At 65.0% G+C, this 17,625-nt stretch carries 12 protein-coding genes; 7 read left to right on the forward strand and 5 right to left on the reverse strand.

Annotation, left to right across the window (positions count from 1 at the left end; genetic code table 11):
- The first annotated feature begins 64 nt into the window (after positions 1–64).
- Entirely contained in the window at positions 65–1,375 is a 1,311-nt protein-coding gene (locus AC3WJU_RS10205; RefSeq protein WP_492259791.1) for a glycoside hydrolase family 3 N-terminal domain-containing protein, read from the forward strand.
- Between the two features lie 87 nt (positions 1,376–1,462).
- Here the strand turns inward: AC3WJU_RS10205 and AC3WJU_RS10210 are convergent, their stop codons facing one another.
- From AC3WJU_RS10210 to AC3WJU_RS10225, 4 genes are all read right to left on the reverse strand, one after another.
- Positions 1,463–2,200 (reverse strand): amino acid ABC transporter ATP-binding protein, encoded by a 738-nt coding sequence (locus AC3WJU_RS10210; protein WP_306964309.1) that lies wholly within the window; start codon positions 2,198–2,200, stop codon positions 1,463–1,465.
- Positions 2,197–2,970 (reverse strand): amino acid ABC transporter permease, encoded by a 774-nt coding sequence (locus AC3WJU_RS10215; protein WP_059387509.1) that lies wholly within the window; start codon positions 2,968–2,970, stop codon positions 2,197–2,199. Before AC3WJU_RS10215 ends, AC3WJU_RS10210 begins: the two co-directional genes overlap by 4 nt.
- Positions 2,971–2,982: 12 nt before the next feature.
- Entirely contained in the window at positions 2,983–3,936 is a 954-nt protein-coding gene (locus AC3WJU_RS10220; protein WP_284751584.1) for an ABC transporter substrate-binding protein, read from the reverse strand.
- Between the two features lie 356 nt (positions 3,937–4,292).
- Complete coding sequence (locus AC3WJU_RS10225) at positions 4,293–5,003, reverse strand: 3'-5' exonuclease (RefSeq protein WP_059387510.1); 711 nt, start codon at positions 5,001–5,003, stop codon at positions 4,293–4,295.
- Between the two features lie 88 nt (positions 5,004–5,091).
- Here AC3WJU_RS10225 and AC3WJU_RS10230 point away from each other — a divergent pair, with 88 nt between their 5' ends.
- The 3 genes from AC3WJU_RS10230 to AC3WJU_RS10240 all read left to right on the forward strand — a co-directional run bounded on the left by AC3WJU_RS10230 (position 5,092) and on the right by AC3WJU_RS10240 (position 12,397).
- Positions 5,092–5,508 carry an MGMT family protein gene (locus AC3WJU_RS10230; protein WP_307055319.1) on the forward strand — a complete coding sequence of 139 codons (417 nt, stop codon included), beginning with the start codon at positions 5,092–5,094 and terminating at the stop codon, positions 5,506–5,508.
- A 98-nt stretch (positions 5,509–5,606) separates the two neighbouring features.
- Entirely contained in the window at positions 5,607–8,870 is a 3,264-nt protein-coding gene (locus AC3WJU_RS10235) for an ATP-dependent helicase (protein ID WP_492259792.1), read from the forward strand.
- Complete coding sequence (locus AC3WJU_RS10240) at positions 8,867–12,397, forward strand: ATP-dependent helicase (RefSeq protein ID WP_492259793.1); 3,531 nt, start codon at positions 8,867–8,869, stop codon at positions 12,395–12,397. The genes AC3WJU_RS10235 and AC3WJU_RS10240 overlap by 4 nt, the downstream gene beginning before the upstream one ends.
- A gap of 34 nt (positions 12,398–12,431) precedes the next feature.
- Here the strand turns inward: AC3WJU_RS10240 and AC3WJU_RS10245 are convergent, their stop codons facing one another.
- Complete coding sequence (locus AC3WJU_RS10245; protein WP_492259794.1) at positions 12,432–13,730, reverse strand: macrolide 2'-phosphotransferase; 1,299 nt, start codon at positions 13,728–13,730, stop codon at positions 12,432–12,434.
- A 143-nt stretch (positions 13,731–13,873) separates the two neighbouring features.
- Between AC3WJU_RS10245 and nudC the strand changes: the two genes are divergently transcribed.
- From nudC to AC3WJU_RS10260, 3 genes are read left to right on the forward strand one after another with little or no spacing between them, the layout of a single operon-like run.
- Positions 13,874–14,860: an NAD(+) diphosphatase gene (gene nudC, locus AC3WJU_RS10250; RefSeq protein ID WP_284991509.1), complete on the forward strand. Its 987-nt coding sequence runs from the start codon at positions 13,874–13,876 to the stop codon at positions 14,858–14,860.
- Positions 14,857–16,989 (forward strand): ATP-dependent DNA helicase UvrD2, encoded by a 2,133-nt coding sequence (locus tag AC3WJU_RS10255; RefSeq protein WP_307055328.1) that lies wholly within the window; start codon positions 14,857–14,859, stop codon positions 16,987–16,989. Before nudC ends, AC3WJU_RS10255 begins: the two co-directional genes overlap by 4 nt.
- Positions 16,989–17,618 (forward strand): M48 metallopeptidase family protein, encoded by a 630-nt coding sequence (locus AC3WJU_RS10260; RefSeq protein ID WP_306964325.1) that lies wholly within the window; start codon positions 16,989–16,991, stop codon positions 17,616–17,618. Before AC3WJU_RS10255 ends, AC3WJU_RS10260 begins: the two co-directional genes overlap by 1 nt.
- Positions 17,619–17,625 lie beyond the last annotated feature (7 nt).

Raw genomic sequence — 17,625 nt, forward strand, 5'->3', positions numbered from 1 at the left:
TACGGCGCTTTTCCGATGCTTTGCAGCCTGTTCCTTGCGCCCACTGCCGGCCGGGGAGCAGGCTGTGGGCAACGATCGAATCGACAAGGCGATGATTCATCTGCTCAAGCCGTCCAGAATTCCACTGTTCATCTTTTTCGCCCTGATGGCCGGGGCATTCGCCGGAATTGCGCATGCCGATACCGCTGACGGCGGTTTGGTGGGGGCCGGGGACCCGCCCGCCACGCCAACTGCCCCACAGGCCGTCCCGACGCCTGGTTTTTCCAGCTCGCCGCCCGCGGGATCGCCGCCTGCTTCTGCTACTCCCGCCGGGCCCACTGACTTGCCGCCGCCTCCACACCCGACGCCGGAACAGCGGCTCGCGGGCCTGACCCTGGAACAAAGGGTAGGGCAGTTGTTCATGGTGGCGGCCAAGGCCGACGGAAGCGATTCGAGCGCGGTGGCTGACCTCCTGAACAACCACGTGGGCAATATCTATCTGGCGGGACGAAGCCAGGCAGGGGTCGCGGCGACGGCATCAGTTGTGGCAAAGCTGAGGGCGGGCATTTCGCCGGCCTCAAGCCGTGGCTTGCCGCTGTCCGTCGCGACGGACCAGGAAGGCGGCTCTGTTCAAGTCCTCCGGGGACCCGGGTTCCTGCCTATTCCCGCAGCCTTGGACCAAGGGAATTCGAGCCCGGAACAACTTCGCGCCGACGCCCGGAACTGGGGGTCCCAACTTTTGCAGGCCGGAGTGAATGTTGATTTGGCACCCGTACTGGATACGGTGCCCAGCCCCGAATTTGCACCCTCGAATAAGCCCATTGGGGCGTTCAAGCGCGAATACGGCTTCAATCCGGCGGCGGTGTCCGAGCATGGGAACGCGATGGCGGACGGATTGCGGGACGCAGGGGTGGCGCCGGTGGTCAAGCATTTTCCGGGAATGGGGCGCGTCAGCCTGAACACCGACGTCAGCGCGAACGTCCACGACACCGAAACCACCCGGACGGATCCCTACGTGATGCCGTTCAAGGCAGCGATCGACCGGGGACTCCGGTGGGTCATGATTTCGAACGCCTACTACGACAAGATCGATCCCGACCATGTGGCGCCGTTTTCATCGGTGATCATGCGCACCATGTTGCGGACGGACGCAGCGTTCACCGGCGTCATCGTGTCCGATGATCTGTGCAATGCCGTGCAGCTGTCGCCCTGGAGCATGGGGGACAGGGCAACGAATTTCATCGGGGCGGGCGGCACCATGGTTCTGTGCGCGGACACTGCTTCAGTTCCGGCGATGTATGCCCAGGTGCTGCAACGGGCGCAGACCGATCCTGGATTCCGCGACTCAGTGGATGCCGCGGCCTTGACTGTCCTTCAGGTGAAGGCCGGGAAGTAGCTCCGGCCACGAAAAATCCCCGGCTACCGGACGGCTCACCACGAGGGGTGTTTCGTCTGAAAGCCGGGGATTCCCCGTTGCTAAGGCCTAGAGCACGTCCGAAAGGAAGCCCTTCAGGCGCTCGGTCCGCGGCTCGGTGAAGAGTTGTTCCGGCGAACCCGTCTCTACGACGACGCCTGCGTCCATGAACGTCACGGTGTCGGAGACGTTCCTTGAGAAGCCCATCTCATGGGTTACCACCACCATGGTCATGCCGCCCTTGGCCAGATCGGTCATGAGCGCGAGCACGCCCTTGACCAGTTCAGGGTCCAGGGCCGATGTTGCCTCGTCGAAGAACATCACCTCGGGCTTCATGGCAAGCGCGCGGGCAATGGCCACTCGCTGCTGTTGCCCGCCGGAGAGGTTGGCTGGCCGGACGTCGGCTTTGTGCTTGAGCCCTACGAGGTCCAGTTGGGCCAAGGCGTCTTCCCGTGCCTGCTCCTTGGACATGCCACGGAGCTTCCGCAAGGCCAAGGAGACGTTCTCCGCCACCGTTTTGTGCGGGAACAGGTTGAACTGCTGGAAGACCATGCCGATCCGCCGGCGCAGTTCATCCGGGTTGTCCTTGAGTACCGAACGGCCATCGAGCAAAATGTCGCCCTGCTCGGGTTCGATGAGCCGGTTCATAACGCGCAGGAGCGTGGATTTCCCTGAGCCGGAAGGGCCGATCACGGAAGCCGTGGTGCCCTTCTCGACGTGCAGGTCGATGCCGCGCAGGACATGGTTCGACCCGAAGGACAAGTGGATGTTCTTGGCCGTCAGGGTTCCTGAAGCGAATTCGCTCATGCCTGGGCTCCCTTCCCGACGACGGCGGCTGCCTCGTCCGGTTCCTTCTTTTCCGGCCGGCCTGTCCTGAGGCGGCGGTCAATCCAGTTCACGAAGTGCGTCAATGGAATGGTCAGCGCCAGGTAGAAGATTGCTGCCGCTACATAGGGCGACAGATTTCCGCTCGTGGAGGCCGCATCCTTGCCAATCTGGAAGATCTCGCGCTCTGAGGCCAGCAAGCCAAGGAGGAAGACCAACGACGACTCCTTGATCAACGCAATGAATTGGTTGACCAGCGCCGGCAGGACCCGCCGGACGCCCTGGGGAACCACCACAAGCCGCATGGCAGGGCCGTAGCCGAACCCCAGGGCACGCGTTGCCTCTAGCTGACCCTTGTCAACGCTCTGGATACCGGAACGGAAGATCTCGCCGATGTACGCCGCCGACATCAGGGACAGCGCCGCGACGGCCAACGGATACGGACTCGTGGAGCCGCTCAGCTGACGGATGATGGGGCCGAAGCCGAGGCCGATCACGAGGATGGTGAGGACGGGCGGCAGCCCACGAAGGACGTCGGTGTATATGCGGGCTATCCACCGGGCCACGGGGTTCCGGGAGATCCCCATCAAGGCGAGCGCCATGCCGAGCACAGTTCCGATCACGCCCGAGGTGACGGCCAAGACAATGGTATTCGGCAAGCCGACGGCGAACATCTTGGGGATGACTTCGCCTATCGCCTTCCAATCGAGGAAGGTCTCACCGAGTTGCTTGAGGATTTCCTGGAGATCCATGGAACGCCTGGGTTACTTGGCCGGGATCTGGACGGCCTTGCTGCCCGGCTTCCAGCCCTGAGGGGTCTGCTCCGCCTGGGTCGGGCGGTCCTTGTACCACTCGGCCGTCAGCTTGGTCCAGGTACCGTCTGCGATCACGGCGTCAAGGCCGGAGTTGAGGGCGTCGATCAGGGGCTGGTTGTCCTTGTTCACGGCCCAGGCAGTGAAGTTCTGGGTGTTGACGACCTTTTCGGCGATCTTCGTGTTGTCGCCGTCCTTGACCTGGCCGGTTGCCTGCTGCGACGGGGCGACCCAAGCGTCAACCTGGCCGCTCTTTACGTTGGCGTAAACCGTGTTGTAGTCCGGGAAACGGACAGGCTCAAGCTTGAGCGTGTTGGTGACGTAGTCGTCCTGGACGGTGCCCTGGACGACGCCGATGCGCACGTCGGACTTGAGGTCCGCGAAGCCCTTGACCTTGGAGTCGGTCTTGGTCACGACGGCCATGTAGCCGAAGTCGTAACCATTGGTGAAGCCGACGGTCTCGCGGCGCTTGTCCGTGGTGGAGATCGAGGAGGATCCGACGTCGAACTGCTTGTTCTTGACCTGGGAGAGCAGCGCCGAGAAGTCAGTGGAGGCGAACTCGACCTTGAGGCCCAGCTTGGCGCCGACGGCGCGCAGGAGTTCGTTGTCATAGCCGGTGAACTTGCCTGAGGGATCGATGAAGATGTTCGGCGGGGCGTCCGAGAGCGTGCCGACGCGCAGGGTGCCGTCGGTGATCAGGCCCAGCTTGGACTTGTCGATCTTGTCCACCGGAGTGACGTCCTTGGTGGTGTACTTGTCCAGCGTCTTCTGGTCGCTGCCTTGGAGGGCGTCGGTCGGCGAGGCGCTGCTGGTGCTGCCCGCTCCGCCACCGCAGGCGGCCAGGGAGACGGCGAGAACTGCAGCCACAGGGACAGCAGAGAACCACTTCAGGGCTTTGATTTTCATCAAGCAAATCACTTTCATCGGGGAACACGCGTTCGTATCGAGACGGGCGGGGAACGCAGCCAAAGCAGGTTTGGGCCGCAATATCAGAACTCGACCCGCCAAACTTAATTATGTCATCCACTCATTCAGCTATAAATTGACGACGATAAGGCGTGCGATTCCCGGAAACTCCGAATTAAATTCAGCGAAGTGTGGAAAGTGCCCTTGAGGTGCCGCGTCACTCGGGTATCGTGGGGAATTCGTGACTGACGTCCAGCTGGCTTTCAGGCAGCAACAGCGATGTGACGTGCGTCCCATCATGCGGACGCCGGAAAAGCGTCCGGTACGTGGACGGGCGTTTTGAAAGTCCGGAAGCCTTAGAAGTCTCCGCGGCTGGCATCTTCCGGGGGAAGAACCGGCCAATTGCCTTCGATGACTGCCGTTGGTTTGGTCTTGCGCAGGTAGCTCTGGAAATCGGCGGCCTGTGCGGCTGCCCAATCAACCTGGAGGTGATGCAGCTTGGAGGCGGGCATTTGCAGCTTCGGGAACTTGCCGGCCATGGCATCAAGGACGCGCAAGGTGGCGAGGGCGTCCGCAGCGGAGGTATGGGCGTTATCGAGGTTCACCCCGTATTCCTCGCACAAAGCGGTCAGGGTCCGCTTGCCCTTGCGGTACCGGTCGACCTGCTTGTTCATGACGTAGGGGTCAAGCACGGGGAAACGGCTCAGTTGCGGCACGCCGTAGCGGGCGGATTCGGCGGCCAAGACCGTGAAGTCATAGCTCGCGTTGAACGCAATGACCGGCACGCCGTCGTCGAACAGTTCCTGGAGTGCGGCGGCAACTTCGCGCGTCACTTCTGCTGCCGGTCGGCCCTCGGCCCTCGCCTTTTCCGTGGTGATGCCGTGGATCTCGCTGGCCTCCAAGGGAATCTCGATACCAGGATCCGCCAACCATTCGAGTTCCTTGATGACGCCGCCGTCGTCGTCCACTACGGTGATCGAAGCGGTGACGATCCTCGCGGAACGGGAGTTCCGTCCCGTGGTCTCAAGGTCGAACGCGGCGCGGGGGAGGGTATTCCAGGAGCTCATGCTTCAACGCTACCGGCGCCCTCCGACAAGAACCGGAGCGACACTCCTTCTGCGCCGATCCGGCGGCCCATGCCGATAGGCTGGGGGCATGCGGATGGAGTTTGTGACGGCGGTGCTGGCCGTCGTGGATCTCATGCCGCCCGGCGTTGCCGTGTCCTATGGGGATGTTGCCGAGCTTCTGGGCTCGGGCGGTCCCCGGCAGATCGGATCGGTCATGAGCCACCACGGAAGCACCGTGGCTTGGTGGCGCGTACTGCGTGCCAGCGGCGAGGCGCCCCCAGGCCTTGAGTCGGAAGCGCTGCACCACTACGTGGACGAGGGAACGCCGCTGCACGGCGCCTACGCGGAGTATCTGCGGATCGGCGAAGGCCGCTGGCGCGTTGACCTGACCCTCGCCCGGTGGGCCCCGACGGACCGTGACTTCGACAGTATCGATGCGATCTCTGAGCAACTCGAGCGTCAGCTCCATAAATTGTCGGTACCCGATGATGAAATGACCGTGTGAGTCCAACACCGACACCTCAAGCAACAACGCAGGAAGCAACGCCGGCGCCACGGCAGGCACAATCGCGACAAGCACCATCGCGGCAAGCGCCTGCCCGCTTGCGCCTGCTTCCGCCGCGCGAGGTCCACTACGCAGCGCCGGAGTTGTCCGCAGACCAGGCCGCCGTCGTCGGGCTCCCGCACGGATCCGGGCCGGTCCTGATACCAGGGGCGCCCGGCACCGGGAAGTCCACTGTGCTGGTGGAAACCGCCGTCCGGCGGGTTCAGCGTGACGGCGTGGATCCGGAACGGATCCTGATTCTCGCACCCGGTCGGCATGCGGCGTCGGCGTTGCGGGACACCTTTACGGGGCGCTTGGACCGCAGCTTGAGTACGACGCCGGCGCGCACTTGGGCGTCATACGCTTTCGACCTGATCCGGCGAGCCAAAGCCGAGGGCGTGCTGCCGCTGCAGCGGCCGCCCAAGTTGCTCTCGGGGCCGGAACAGGACCTCATCATCAAGGAACTGCTGGAGGGGCACGCCCGGCCGGGTTTTGAACTTCCTTGGCCGCAGGACTTGTCCGCCGCGCTGCCCACGCGTGGCTTCCGGCAGGAGATCCGGCAGCTCTTCGACCGGATCATCGAATCCGGCCGCACGGCGGATGATCTTACGTCGCTCGCCTACGAATGCGGCAGGCCGGACTGGATAGCCGCCGCAGACCTCTATTCGGAGTACCGCGACGTCCTGGACCTGCGCATGCCGGAAGCCTTCGACCCGGCCGGAATCATCACCGCCGCGCGCCAGATCTTCCAGGACTCGCCCGGATTCCTGGCGGCTGAGCGCGAGCGGCTGCAGTTGATACTCGTGGACGACGTCCAAGAGGCAAATCCCGCAGTGTTTGAACTGCTCGCGGACATCGCCGAAGGAAAGGACGTTTTGGTGGCGTCCTCCCCGGACACCGTGGTCCAGGGATTCCGCGGTGCCCGTCCGGACCTCGTCGCCGAACTCCCGCGGCTTCTCGGCGGCCTTGAAGGTGTCGTTCGGGAGCTTCCTCTATGGCACACCCACCGGCACCTGCCCGGTGTCGCAAAAGCGTGGACGGGCGTCGCTGCGCGTATTTCGCAGCGCGCGGGAGGGCAGCTGGCCCGGCGCCTGGACCCACTTCCCGCATCGGCGGAGGTGGCACGTTCCGGAGCCAATCAAGCCGCGGGCCGGGTCGAAGCACATGTCCTGCCCTCCACAGTCCATGAATTGCGCTACGTGGCACAACGCATCCTCGAAGCCCAGCTGCGCGGGAACTACGAGTTCGGCGACATCGCAGTGATCGTGCGCAACGGCGGGCAATTGGCGCAACTGCAGCGGTACCTGAGCGGTCAGGGAATCCCCGTCCGTGTCCCCGTTGCGGATTCCGCTGTCCGCGACGAAGTGGCTGTCCGTCCCCTGCTCGAGGTGTACGGGGTGGTTTTGGACGCCGCCAATCTGACGCCTGAGTCTGCCGTCTCGCTTCTCACGTCGAGGATCGGCGGGGCTACCGCTATCGAGTTGCGCCGCCTGCGCCAATCCTTACGCCGGGAGGAGCTCTTGGGCGGTGGTGGACGGTCCAGCGATGCGTTGCTGGTCGAAGCGTTGCTGGAGCCGGGGGCACTGGGTTCTTTGGGCATCGAGGGTAGCTCGGCCCGGCGTTTGGCCCGCATGATCGCGGCGGGACGTTCGGCGGCCGCCGAACCCGGAGCCAACGCGGAGACGGTTTTGTGGGCGTTGTGGCAAGCCACGGGGCTGGCTTCACGCTGGACGGAAATGGCGCTCGACGGCGGCGCTGCCGGCGCCCGCGCGGACCGGGACCTCGACGCCATGATGGCCTTGTTCCACACCGCCGAGCGCTATGTCGACCAGCTTCCCGGCTCCGGTCCCGAACAGTTCCTGGAGTATCTGCTCAGCCAGGAACTCCCCATGGACACCCTTGCCGCCAGGGCCCAGTTGGAGGAGGCGGTGGAGCTCATGACGCCGGCCAGCGCGGCCGGGCGGGAGTGGGCCGTGGTCATCGTGGCGGGGCTGCAGGAGGGAGTCTGGCCCAATACGAGGCTCCGGGGTGAGCTCCTCGGCAGTACTTTGTTTGCCGATGCCGTGGAGCATGGAGTTGAACACGCCTTGCAGCGCGGGCCCCTCAGCAGGCTGAGGGATATCCGCTACGACGAACTGCGGAGCTTCTCCACAGCCGTTTCGCGTGCCCGGGAAGTCCTCATCTGCACCGCGGTTTCTTCGGAAGACGAGCAGCAGTCTGCCTTTCTCGACTATGTGGCGCCTTTGGAGCCGGGGCAGTACCAACGTGAGTACACGCCGGTTGGCCGGCCCATGACCCTGCGTGCCTTGGTGGCCGAGTTGAGGCAGCGGGTTCAGCCGGACGACGCCGCGCTTGCCCGACCGGGCGTGGCCGAGGACGCCGCCGAAGCCGCGCGCGTGCTGGCACACCTCGCCACCGCGTCGCCTGCAGTGCCGGGGGCGCATCCGGATTCCTGGTGGGGATTGGCACCGCTCAGCAGCGACGCGCCGGTAGTGCCGGCGGAAGGCACCGTGTACGTTTCTCCTTCGAAGGTCGAAACTGTGCACAAATCGCCTTTGGACTGGTTTGTCCAAGCGGCAGGTGGCGAAGCCGCTACCGACTTTGCCCGTAGCCTGGGCACCTTGGTCCATGCGATTGCCCAGGAACTGCCCGAAGCTTCCGGCGCCGAGTATGTCGCGGAGCTCGTGCGTCGCTGGCCCACCCTGGGCATGAAGGACAACTGGGAAGGCAGGCTGGACTTCCAACGGGCAGAGCAGATGGTCCGGAAACTCGCCCAATACGTCCTTGTCATGCGGAGCGAGGGCCGCAGCCTGGCGGCGGTCGAAGCGGACTTCGAGGTTCCGCTGCCGGAAGTGCGCCTGGGCCACGGTGCCGAGGATCCCGATGCTGGCCGGAACGCTGTGCTTCGGGGACAAGTGGATCGTTTGGAAATAGATACGGAGGGCAGGCTGGTGATTGTCGACCTCAAGACCGGCAAACGCCAGCCTGGCAAAGCCGAACTCGCCACGCACCCCCAGCTCGGTGCGTATCAGGCGGCCGTGTTGCACGGGGCGTTCCAGGACCTCCCTGTTCCGGGGCTTCCGGGCGGTGCCGTCCTGGCACAGTTGGGAACCAAGACGAAGACGCCCGTGGTCCAAGCGCAAGAGCCCCTGGATCCGGGAGATAACTGGGCGCAGGACCTCGTCAGTGAGGCCGCCGTGCTCATGGCCGGAGCAAGCTTCGAAGCACGCCACGATCCCTCAAAAGGCAGCCACGGAGGCCACGGCTGCCGACTGCCCGATATTTGCCCATTGTGCGCCAGGGGAAAGCAGGTCACCGAATGACCGTCCAGACACTCGCCGGAATCGAAGCCGGAGAGGCCTCCGAAGAAGCCGCCGTACTGCCGGAACCTCGATTCTCGCCCGGCGAATTGACCGATATCCTCGGCGAGCGGAACCGTCCCACGGAAGAGCAATCCGCCATTATTGCGTCACCGTTGACCCCCCGGCTGGTCATCGCCGGCGCTGGATCCGGCAAGACCGCTACCATGGCGGACCGTGTCGTGTGGCTCGTCGCGAACGGGTGGGTTCGCCCCGAAGAGGTCCTTGGCGTCACCTTCACCCGTAAAGCCGCAGGGGAGCTGGCCAGCCGCATCCGCGCGAAATTGGCCACCCTGCAGCGCATCGCATCCTCGGACAACGGGGAGTACGGCTTCCCGGAGGGGGTTGCAGGCTCCGACGAGCTTGAACCCAAAGTGTCTACCTACCACTCCTACGCCAGCGGTATCGTGTCCGACTACGGCCTGCGCTTGGGTATCGAGCGCGATGTGGTCCTGCTTGGCGGCGCCCAGGCGTGGCAGCTTGCGAGCGAAGTGGTCGAAGCGTACGACGGCGACTATGAGCACTTCACCGCTGCCAAGTCCACGTTGGTCAATGCCGTGATGCAGTTGGCCGGCGAGTGCGCCGAACACTTGCGCGAACCCGCCGAAGTTCAGGGCTGGTTAATGGACCGGGTGTCCGAATTCGCCCAATTGCCCTATATGTCCGCCGCGAAAAAGAACCCAACCCAAGCTGCCGGCGATCTAGGCGCCATGTTGCGGACCAGGGCCAGCGTCGCGGACATGGTGGGGCGTTACCAAGAGGCCAAGAGGAACCGCGGCGTCCTCGATTTCGGAGACCTCGTTGCGCTCGCTGCGAAGATTGCCCAGGACATACCCCTGGCGGCCGCCACCGAGCGGGCCCGCTACAAGGTTGTGTTGTTGGATGAATTCCAGGACACCTCACACGCGCAACTTGTCTTGTTCTCCCGCCTGTTCGGGGGAGGGCATGCCGTGACGGCGGTAGGGGATCCCAACCAATCCATCTATGGCTTCAGGGGTGCTTCGGCCGGCCAGCTGTTCCACTTTGTCCAGGAATTTCCCGTCCGGGTGGAAGACGGCTTGGGACCGGCATCCCTTGCCACGGCACCCACCTCGTATCTGACCACTGCCTGGCGGAACGGGCGCAACATCCTGGCCGCCGCCAACGTCATTGCCGCGCCTCTTAACAAGGCGGCCGCGAGTGAGGGAGCCCCCGGCTCGAGGGCCGAAGAGAGTACTGTGGCGGTACCTCCACTGCAGCCGAGCCCGGCAGCGGCGGACGGCAGCGTTGTTCTCGGACGATTTGCCACCGACGAAGACGAAGCCGCAGCGATTGCCCGGGACGTCCGCCGCTACCGCCGCACAGTCTTTGAAACCGTGGCAGACGGTACGCCGGTTTCCCCCACCATGGCAGTGCTTTGCCGCCGTCGGGCACAGATGGAGTGCTTGCGGCGTGAATTCGAGGTCCAGGGTATCCCGTACGAAATAGTCGGCCTCGGAGGGCTCCTCGACACCCCTGAAGTAGTCGATCTCGTGGCTGCGCTCCGGGTCCTCGCAGATCCCGGCCGTTCCGATGCCCTGATGCGTTTGCTGGCAGGCGCCCGGTGGCGGATCGGAACTGCTGATCTGATGGCCTTCCGCGACTGGTCCCAGTTCCTTGCCAGGCGGCGATCACACGGCGGCTCGGGAGACGGCGGCACTGCAGACGATGCCTCCAACGCGGACGAAAGCCCGATGGAGACAGTCGTGGAGAGCGACATTACTGATGCGGCCAGCCTTGTGGAGGCGCTGGACTTCCTGCCCCGCCCAGGGTGGACTTCCGGTCACGGACGCTCCCTCAGCCCGGCGGCCTTGGACCGTCTTGGCCGGCTGTCTGCGGAGCTTCGGAACCTGCGGGGGTTCATCGGAGACGATCTGAGCACGCTGATCGGCGAGGTGGAACGTGCCATGCTGCTGGACATTGAGGTCGCTGCCAAGCCCGGGACGAGCATCCACCAGGCCCGCCGGAACCTGGACGCATTCCATGATGCCGCGGCGGGTTTCCTGCAGACTTCGCAGCGGGTTGATCTCCTGGCCTTCCTGGGGTGGCTTGAAGCGGCCGCATCAGAAGAAGGTGGACTGGACATGGCCGACGCAGAGGTGAACCACGAGGCAGTGCAGTTGCTGACAGTCCACGCGTCCAAAGGCTTGGAATGGGACGTTGTTTTTGTCCCCGGCCTCAACGCCGGGGCCTTCCCGAGCAACAGGGACTCCCGGTGGAGCAGCGGTACCGCTGCCTTGCCATGGCCCCTGCGTGGCGACCGGGCGGACCTCCCTCAATGGGATCTGGACCAGCCGGACCAAAAGGGCTGGCTGGACGCCGAAAAGGACTTCAAATCGGAAGTCCAGCACCACGGTGAGGCCGAAGAGCGGCGACTCGCCTACGTTGCCTATACCCGTGCAAAGTTCGTCCTGTGGGCATCGAGCGCCGCGTGGAATGGTTCCCGGGCAGGCATTGCGGAGACGTCACCTTTCCTTGCCGAGCTGGCCGGCCTTGCCGGTGGGGCAGGAGGCGAGACCGGCCGGGCATCGGCCGCCGCCATTCATCCCCAGTCCCTCAGCGAAGACGCGCTGCCCACGGAGAGCCCTTTGACAGTCGGAACGGAGGTGGCGGTCTTCCCCTACGATCCGCTTGAGGGCCCGAGTGACCCCCGCACGGGGGAACGGCTCCGCTTGGTCCCGGGCCGGCGGGCTGCCATGGAGGCGGCGGCAATCCGGGTCAGGGACGCAGTCGAAGGATTACGGGCGGATTCGCCGCTTGTCATGGATGCCTCGCTGACGTCCCTCCGCGGGACGGCCGCCGGCTGGGCTGCCGAAGCGGAACTGTTGCTGGAAAGGCAGTTGCGGCGGAAACCCGTCCAAGACGTCCATTTGCCCGGACACATCTCGGCGTCCATGTTCGTCGATCTCGGAGACGATCCTGCTGCGGTCCTGGCCCAGCTCCGGCGCCCGGTGCCCCGGCAACCCGGGATCTCGGCGCGCAAAGGCACCGCCTTCCATTCCTGGGTGGAGGAATACTACGGAACCACCGGCATGCTGGATCTCGACGAAGCACCCGGCTCCGATTCCCACATCGACGAAGCGTATGGACTCGATGACATGGTGGCGACGTTCAGCAATTCAGAATGGGCATACCGGTCCCCGGCCTTCGTCGAGGTTCCCGTGGAAACAAGGATCGGTGACGTCGTGGTGCGCGGGCGGATTGACGCAGTGTTCCGCGGGGCGGACGGCACATGGGAACTGGTGGACTGGAAGACGGGCAAGCGCCCGGCCGGCAGGCAACTCAAGACCCGCGCCGTGCAACTGGCCGTCTACCGCCTGGCATGGGCGCGCCTCAAGGGTGTGCCGTTGGAGCAGGTCAGTGCAGCGTTTTACTACGTTGCCGACGACTCTGTCGTGAGGCCCCACGACCTGGGCACCGCGGAGGAACTGGAGAACATCGTCGCTTCCGCGCTGGGCAACCGAAACAAATAGGCAACCGAAACCACGGCAGCTAGACCGGGATGGACTAACGGTCCTTGGCGTCCTGGAGCGGCGCGGGCTCCACTACCTGGAGGGCCGTCGTCGACGTGTCGTCGGATTCGGACGCCGTCTCCGTCGTCGAGGCGGTCCCGTTCGCTGATTCTCCCGCAGGCTCAGCGGCGGCTTCGTCTGAGGCGGCGGCCTCCAACGGTTCAACCGTGACCGACGGCGTTGCCGCGGCCGTCTCCGGGCGAACCTCGGGAACGTCGTCGTGAGCAGGCTCCGGGATGGCTGTGATACTTACCGTGGGCTTCGCCGGGCCGCCCGCCGGGGCCTTGGCTTCGGAAGCAATGACAACTGCCGGTGCCGCCAGCCCGTCCGCAGCGGCACGCTCCGCAGCGGCGGCTTCGGCCTCCTCGGCCGCCAACGCGTTTTGCTCCTCGATGTCGTCGGCGAGGGATTTAAGCATCGCCTCGGCTTCAGCCGTCATCTCACTGTGACCGGCCGCCAAGGCCTTGACGAGATACTGGGCCAAGGCGAATTCGGCAAGAAGTGCCGAGCGTCGCAGCAGGTGGCTGTCAGGTGTATCCCGTCTGGCGTCCGTGTAGTGCCGGAGGACGGACTCAACAAACTTCTGTTCGTTTGACGCCACGAGCCAGGCGAAGTCATCGGCAGGATCGCCGATGCGCAGATCGGTCCACCCCGTCACGGCCGTCACGCTATCGCCGTCGACCAGCAGGTTGTCTTCATGGAGGTCCCCGTGGACCACGCACGGGTTGAAGCGCCAGAGCGCCACGTCCTCCAGCGCATGCTCCCAGCGACGGAGCAGCGAGGACGGAATCTTGCCCGTTGTGGCGGCCTGGTCCAGCTCGTTCAACTTGCGCTGGCGGAATTCGTTGGCCGTGTAGCTGGGAAGATCGGCGTTATTGACGAGGGATTGGGGGAGGTCGTGCACGGCGGCCAACGCCGCACCGATCTCCTTGGCCAAGGCATCGCTGCAGGTGGACAACTCTTCGATGCTGCGCGTGGCCCCAGCCAAGTGGGCGTAAACAAAGGTGCTCAGCGCGCCTTGGCGCACCGTTCCGGCCACAGTGGGCATCAAAAAGGGCAGCTCGGCCCGAATCGCCGGCGCGAAAGCCCGCAGGATCATGAATTCGGTTTCCAGCCGGGCGCTGGCTTCCGGATGGCGCGGCGAACGGACACGCCACCGTTTGCCCTCGGAGTCCAGCAGGAGCGCCGAATCGAAATCGGCAGCATCATCCGGGGCAGAGGCGGCAGCCATCGGCGTCAGGCCGGGCACCGCCGCAGTAGCTACAGCGGCCAGTTCGAACGGTGTTCTTCTCACGTCTTCCACGGTAGATTGACAAGCGCCTCTGGCAGCGATGCAGTGCGGCGAGTCTTCAGATCCGCTGGAAAACCGGATCCAGGGGCATGCGTCGCTGAAAGATCCAAATGTCAATTGTCGGTGCGAGTCAGTACGGTAGGTACATGAGTTTCACCGAGTTCCAGGCGCCGGCAAACCACCTTATTGACACTGTTCTTCCGGTGCGCCCTGCCATGGTTGACCGCGGATCTGCCGAACGCCTGAAACCGGGCATGCTTGACGAAGTGATCTCCTCGGGTTCGGCCAAGGCCATGGTGGTGTCGCAGCGCCAAGCGCTCGTACTGGGCGACAAGCTGTGGCTGGGCGACGCCGCGCCGCTCTTCGAATCCCTCCAGGCCGCCGGCGGACCGCTCACTGCCATTTATCTCGGCCGGACCCTTGCTGCTTCCGCCGTCCCGGAGCAAACCCCAATTGTCCTCTTTGTGCCTGCTGAGCCGGTTTCGCCTGGAGCCGCGGGCCTTCCGGCCGACGGCTCCTGGGCGGGATTCCGGGAGGTAGCCGCCCGCCTCGGTGCCCTGGACACAGCCTTGTTTGTCGAGGCCAGCGCGATTTCCAACTGGCATGCCACCCATACCCACTGCCCGCAGTGTGGAACTCCCACGGAAATCGAAGCCGGCGGCTGGGTCCGGCGGTGCCCGCGGGACAAATCGGAGCACTATCCGAGGACCGATCCGGCCATCATCGTCACAGTGGTCGGTTCCGACGGCAGGCTTCTCCTCGGTGGAGGTGGGCCGCTTGACGCCAAGAACTACTCCACACTGGCCGGCTTCGTTGAGCCAGGGGAATCGCTCGAACAGGCCGTGGTTCGCGAAATCGGGGAAGAGGTGGGTGTACGGGTCACCGCTTGCCAGTACCTTGGCTCGCAGTCGTGGCCGTTCCCGGCTTCGCTTATGCTCGGGTTCACCGCAACAACTGACGACGTCGAGGCCCGGCCCGACGGCGTCGAGGTCACCCGGGCGCGCTGGTTCAGCCGCGCGGAACTCCAGGCAGCCGTGCTCAGCGGCGAGATCACGATCTCCACGAGGCTTTCGATTGCGCGTTCCTTGATCGAGCACTGGTACGGCGGCGTCATCGAGGACCTCCAGCAGTGACAGACGGCATTTTCAGCGACACCGTTTCACTCGAGGACCGGATTCTCGGCGGCCTTGATGCCGAGCAACGGGAAGTCGCCAGCAACCTCAACGGGCCCATGTGCGTCCTCGCCGGAGCGGGGACGGGAAAAACCCGGGCGATTACGCACCGCATTGCCTATGGTGTGCACTCCGGTGTCTACAGCCCGCAGCGCCTCCTGGCCGTCACGTTCACTTCCCGGGCCGCCGCCGAGATGCGCAGCCGCCTGCGGGATCTAGGCGTCGGAAACGTCCAAGCACGCACCTTTCACGCCGCAGCGCTCAGGCAACTGCAATTCTTCTGGCCGCAGGCGGTCGGCGGTGTCCTGCCGAACCTGCTGGACCACAAGGCGAACATGATCGCCGAAGCCGCGCGACGGCTTCGGCTGAGTACCGATCGTGCTTCCATCCGTGACCTCGCGGCGGAGATCGAGTGGGCGAAGGTTTCCATGCTGACGCCGGCCAACTACCTCGAGAACGCACATGGCCGCGGCACTCCCGGGGGTTTCGATCTCACAGCCGTCGCCCGGGTTTTCCAGTCCTACGAGGACGTGAAGACGGACCGCAACGTGATCGATTTCGAGGACGTCCTGTTGATCACGGTGGGCATCCTCCAGGAAGACCCGAAAGTGGCAGCTACGGTCCGCGAGCAGTACCGGCACTTCGTGGTGGACGAGTACCAGGACGTTTCCCCGCTGCAACAGCGGCTGCTGGAACTGTGGCTTGGCGGCCGCGACGAACTCTGCGTCGTGGGCGACGCCAGCCAGACCATCTACTCCTTCACGGGAGCCTCTCCCAAGCATCTCCTGGGATTCAAGGGCCAGTACCCCTCGGCGACGGTCGTCAAACTCGTTCGTGACTACCGTTCCACGCCCCAAGTGGTGAAGCTGGCCAACGATCTCCTGGGGTCCCGCCGCAGTGGTGGAACGGTTGCCGACGCCGCTTGGGCCAAACCCCTTCAGTTGCTTGCCCAGCGTCCGGCCGGACCGGAGCCGCGGTTCATGGAGTGCCCCGATGACGAGGCCGAGGCGGCGGTGGTCGCGGGCCGGATCCGGGAATTGATCGACGCCGGCACCAAGGCAAGCGAGATTGCCGTGCTGTTCCGCACCAACGGCCAATCGGAGGCGTACGAGCAAGCTCTTGCCTCGGCGGGCATCGGCTACCAGCTACGGGGCGGTGAGCGCTTCTTCGCGCGCAAGGAGGTCCGGGACGCCATCCTGCAGTTGCGCGCCGCCACGCGTGCCGTAGCCGAGGATTCCGCGAAGGAGCCGCTCGGCCAACTGGTCCGCGACATCGTGGCTTCGCTCGGCTACACGGATGCCGCCCCGCACAGCGGCGGTGCCCTCCGCGAACGCTGGGAATCGCTCGCAGCGCTCGTGGCGCTTGCGGACGAACTCGCCGCCAGCCGCGGGCCGGAATTCACGTTGATGGAATTCGTCAACGAACTCCAGGAACGTTCGGTTGCGCAGCACGCACCAACGGTCCAGGGCGTGACGCTCGCATCGCTGCACGCCGCGAAGGGCCTGGAATGGGATGCCGTGTTCCTGGTGGGCTTGAGCGAGGGCCTTATGCCCATTTCCTTCGCGGACACTCCCGAGAGCGTGGACGAGGAACGCCGCCTGCTCTACGTCGGGATCACGCGGGCGCGCGAGCACCTGAACCTGTCCTGGTCCACGGCCCGCACGCCGGGTGGCCGTGCCAATCGCAAGCCCTCGCGCTTCCTCGACGGGCTTCGCCCGGATTCGGTGCTCGGAGCCAGCGCGCGCAGCCGCGCCACGCCACGGCGCAAGGCGGCGGCACCGGCGTCGTGCAGGGTCTGCGGCACGATGCTCGCCACCGGCGCCGAACGCAAAGTGGGTCGCTGCAGCCAGTGCCCGCCCACGTACGAAGACCAGACCTTTGAGGCTTTGCGTCAATGGCGGAAGGAAGAGGCCCTGAGCAACGAGGTTCCGGCCTATGTGGTCTTCACGGACGCGACGTTGACTGCCATCGCCGAGGCCCGGCCGGAGTCCCTTGAGGACCTGGCGAAACTCGCCGGCGTCGGGCCCTCCAAACTGGAAAAATACGGCGAAGCTGTGCTGGCAGTTCTCGTCGAGAACGGATCCGCCTAGTGCCGCGGTCCGCGGGCCAGCCCGCTTTGCCGCTGACCACCGACGACGGGGCGCCCGTCGTCGTTCGTCGCTCAGCCCGCCGCCGCCGTACCGTGGCGGCATTCTGGGAGGACGGGAACGCCGTCGTCGCGATTCCCGCCCATTTCACGAAAGCACAAGAGAACGAATGGGTCCGGCGGATGCTGGACAAGCTCAAGCGCCAGGGGGAGCGGGGCGCCCACGGTGCCGGCAGGAGGAGACCCGCAAGCGACACAGCGCTTGCCGCCCACGCCGCGGAACTATCGTCAAAGTATCTGGGCGGACGGTCCATCCCGACGTCGGTCCGCTGGGTGAGCAACCAGAAGTCACGGTGGGGGTCGGCAACTCCGGCGGACGGGACCATCCGGCTTTCGGACAAGCTCCAGCCCATGCCGCAGTGGGTCATCGACTATGTGCTGCTCCACGAACTCGCCCATCTGCTGGTGGCCGGGCACAACGCCGCGTTCTGGCGTTTGCTGGAGGCGTACCCCGAAACACAACGGGCAAAGGCCTTCCTGGAGGGCGTCGCCTTTGCGACGTCGCGGGGGCTTGGCCCGGATGAAGAAGGCGCCGGTGCCCCAGCCGCGGGCTGGGACGCCGACGCCGATTAGGCGATTC

The sequence above is a fragment of the Arthrobacter sp. FW306-1B-F12A genome (assembly GCF_058781865.1).

Coding starts and splice junctions, on each gene's coding strand:
- AC3WJU_RS10215 (WP_059387509.1), bottom strand. CDS start 2,970: ATGGATCTCCAGGAAATCCTCAAGCAACTCGGTGAGACCTTCCTCGAT.
- AC3WJU_RS10225 (WP_059387510.1), bottom strand. CDS start 5,003: ATGAGCTCCTGGAATACCCTCCCCCGCGCCGCGTTCGACCTTGAGACC.
- AC3WJU_RS10240 (WP_492259793.1), top strand. CDS start 8,867: ATGACCGTCCAGACACTCGCCGGAATCGAAGCCGGAGAGGCCTCCGAA.
- AC3WJU_RS10230 (WP_307055319.1), top strand. CDS start 5,092: ATGCGGATGGAGTTTGTGACGGCGGTGCTGGCCGTCGTGGATCTCATG.
- nudC (WP_284991509.1), top strand. CDS start 13,874: ATGAGTTTCACCGAGTTCCAGGCGCCGGCAAACCACCTTATTGACACT.
- AC3WJU_RS10220 (WP_284751584.1), bottom strand. CDS start 3,936: ATGAAAATCAAAGCCCTGAAGTGGTTCTCTGCTGTCCCTGTGGCTGCA.
- AC3WJU_RS10210 (WP_306964309.1), bottom strand. CDS start 2,200: ATGAGCGAATTCGCTTCAGGAACCCTGACGGCCAAGAACATCCACTTG.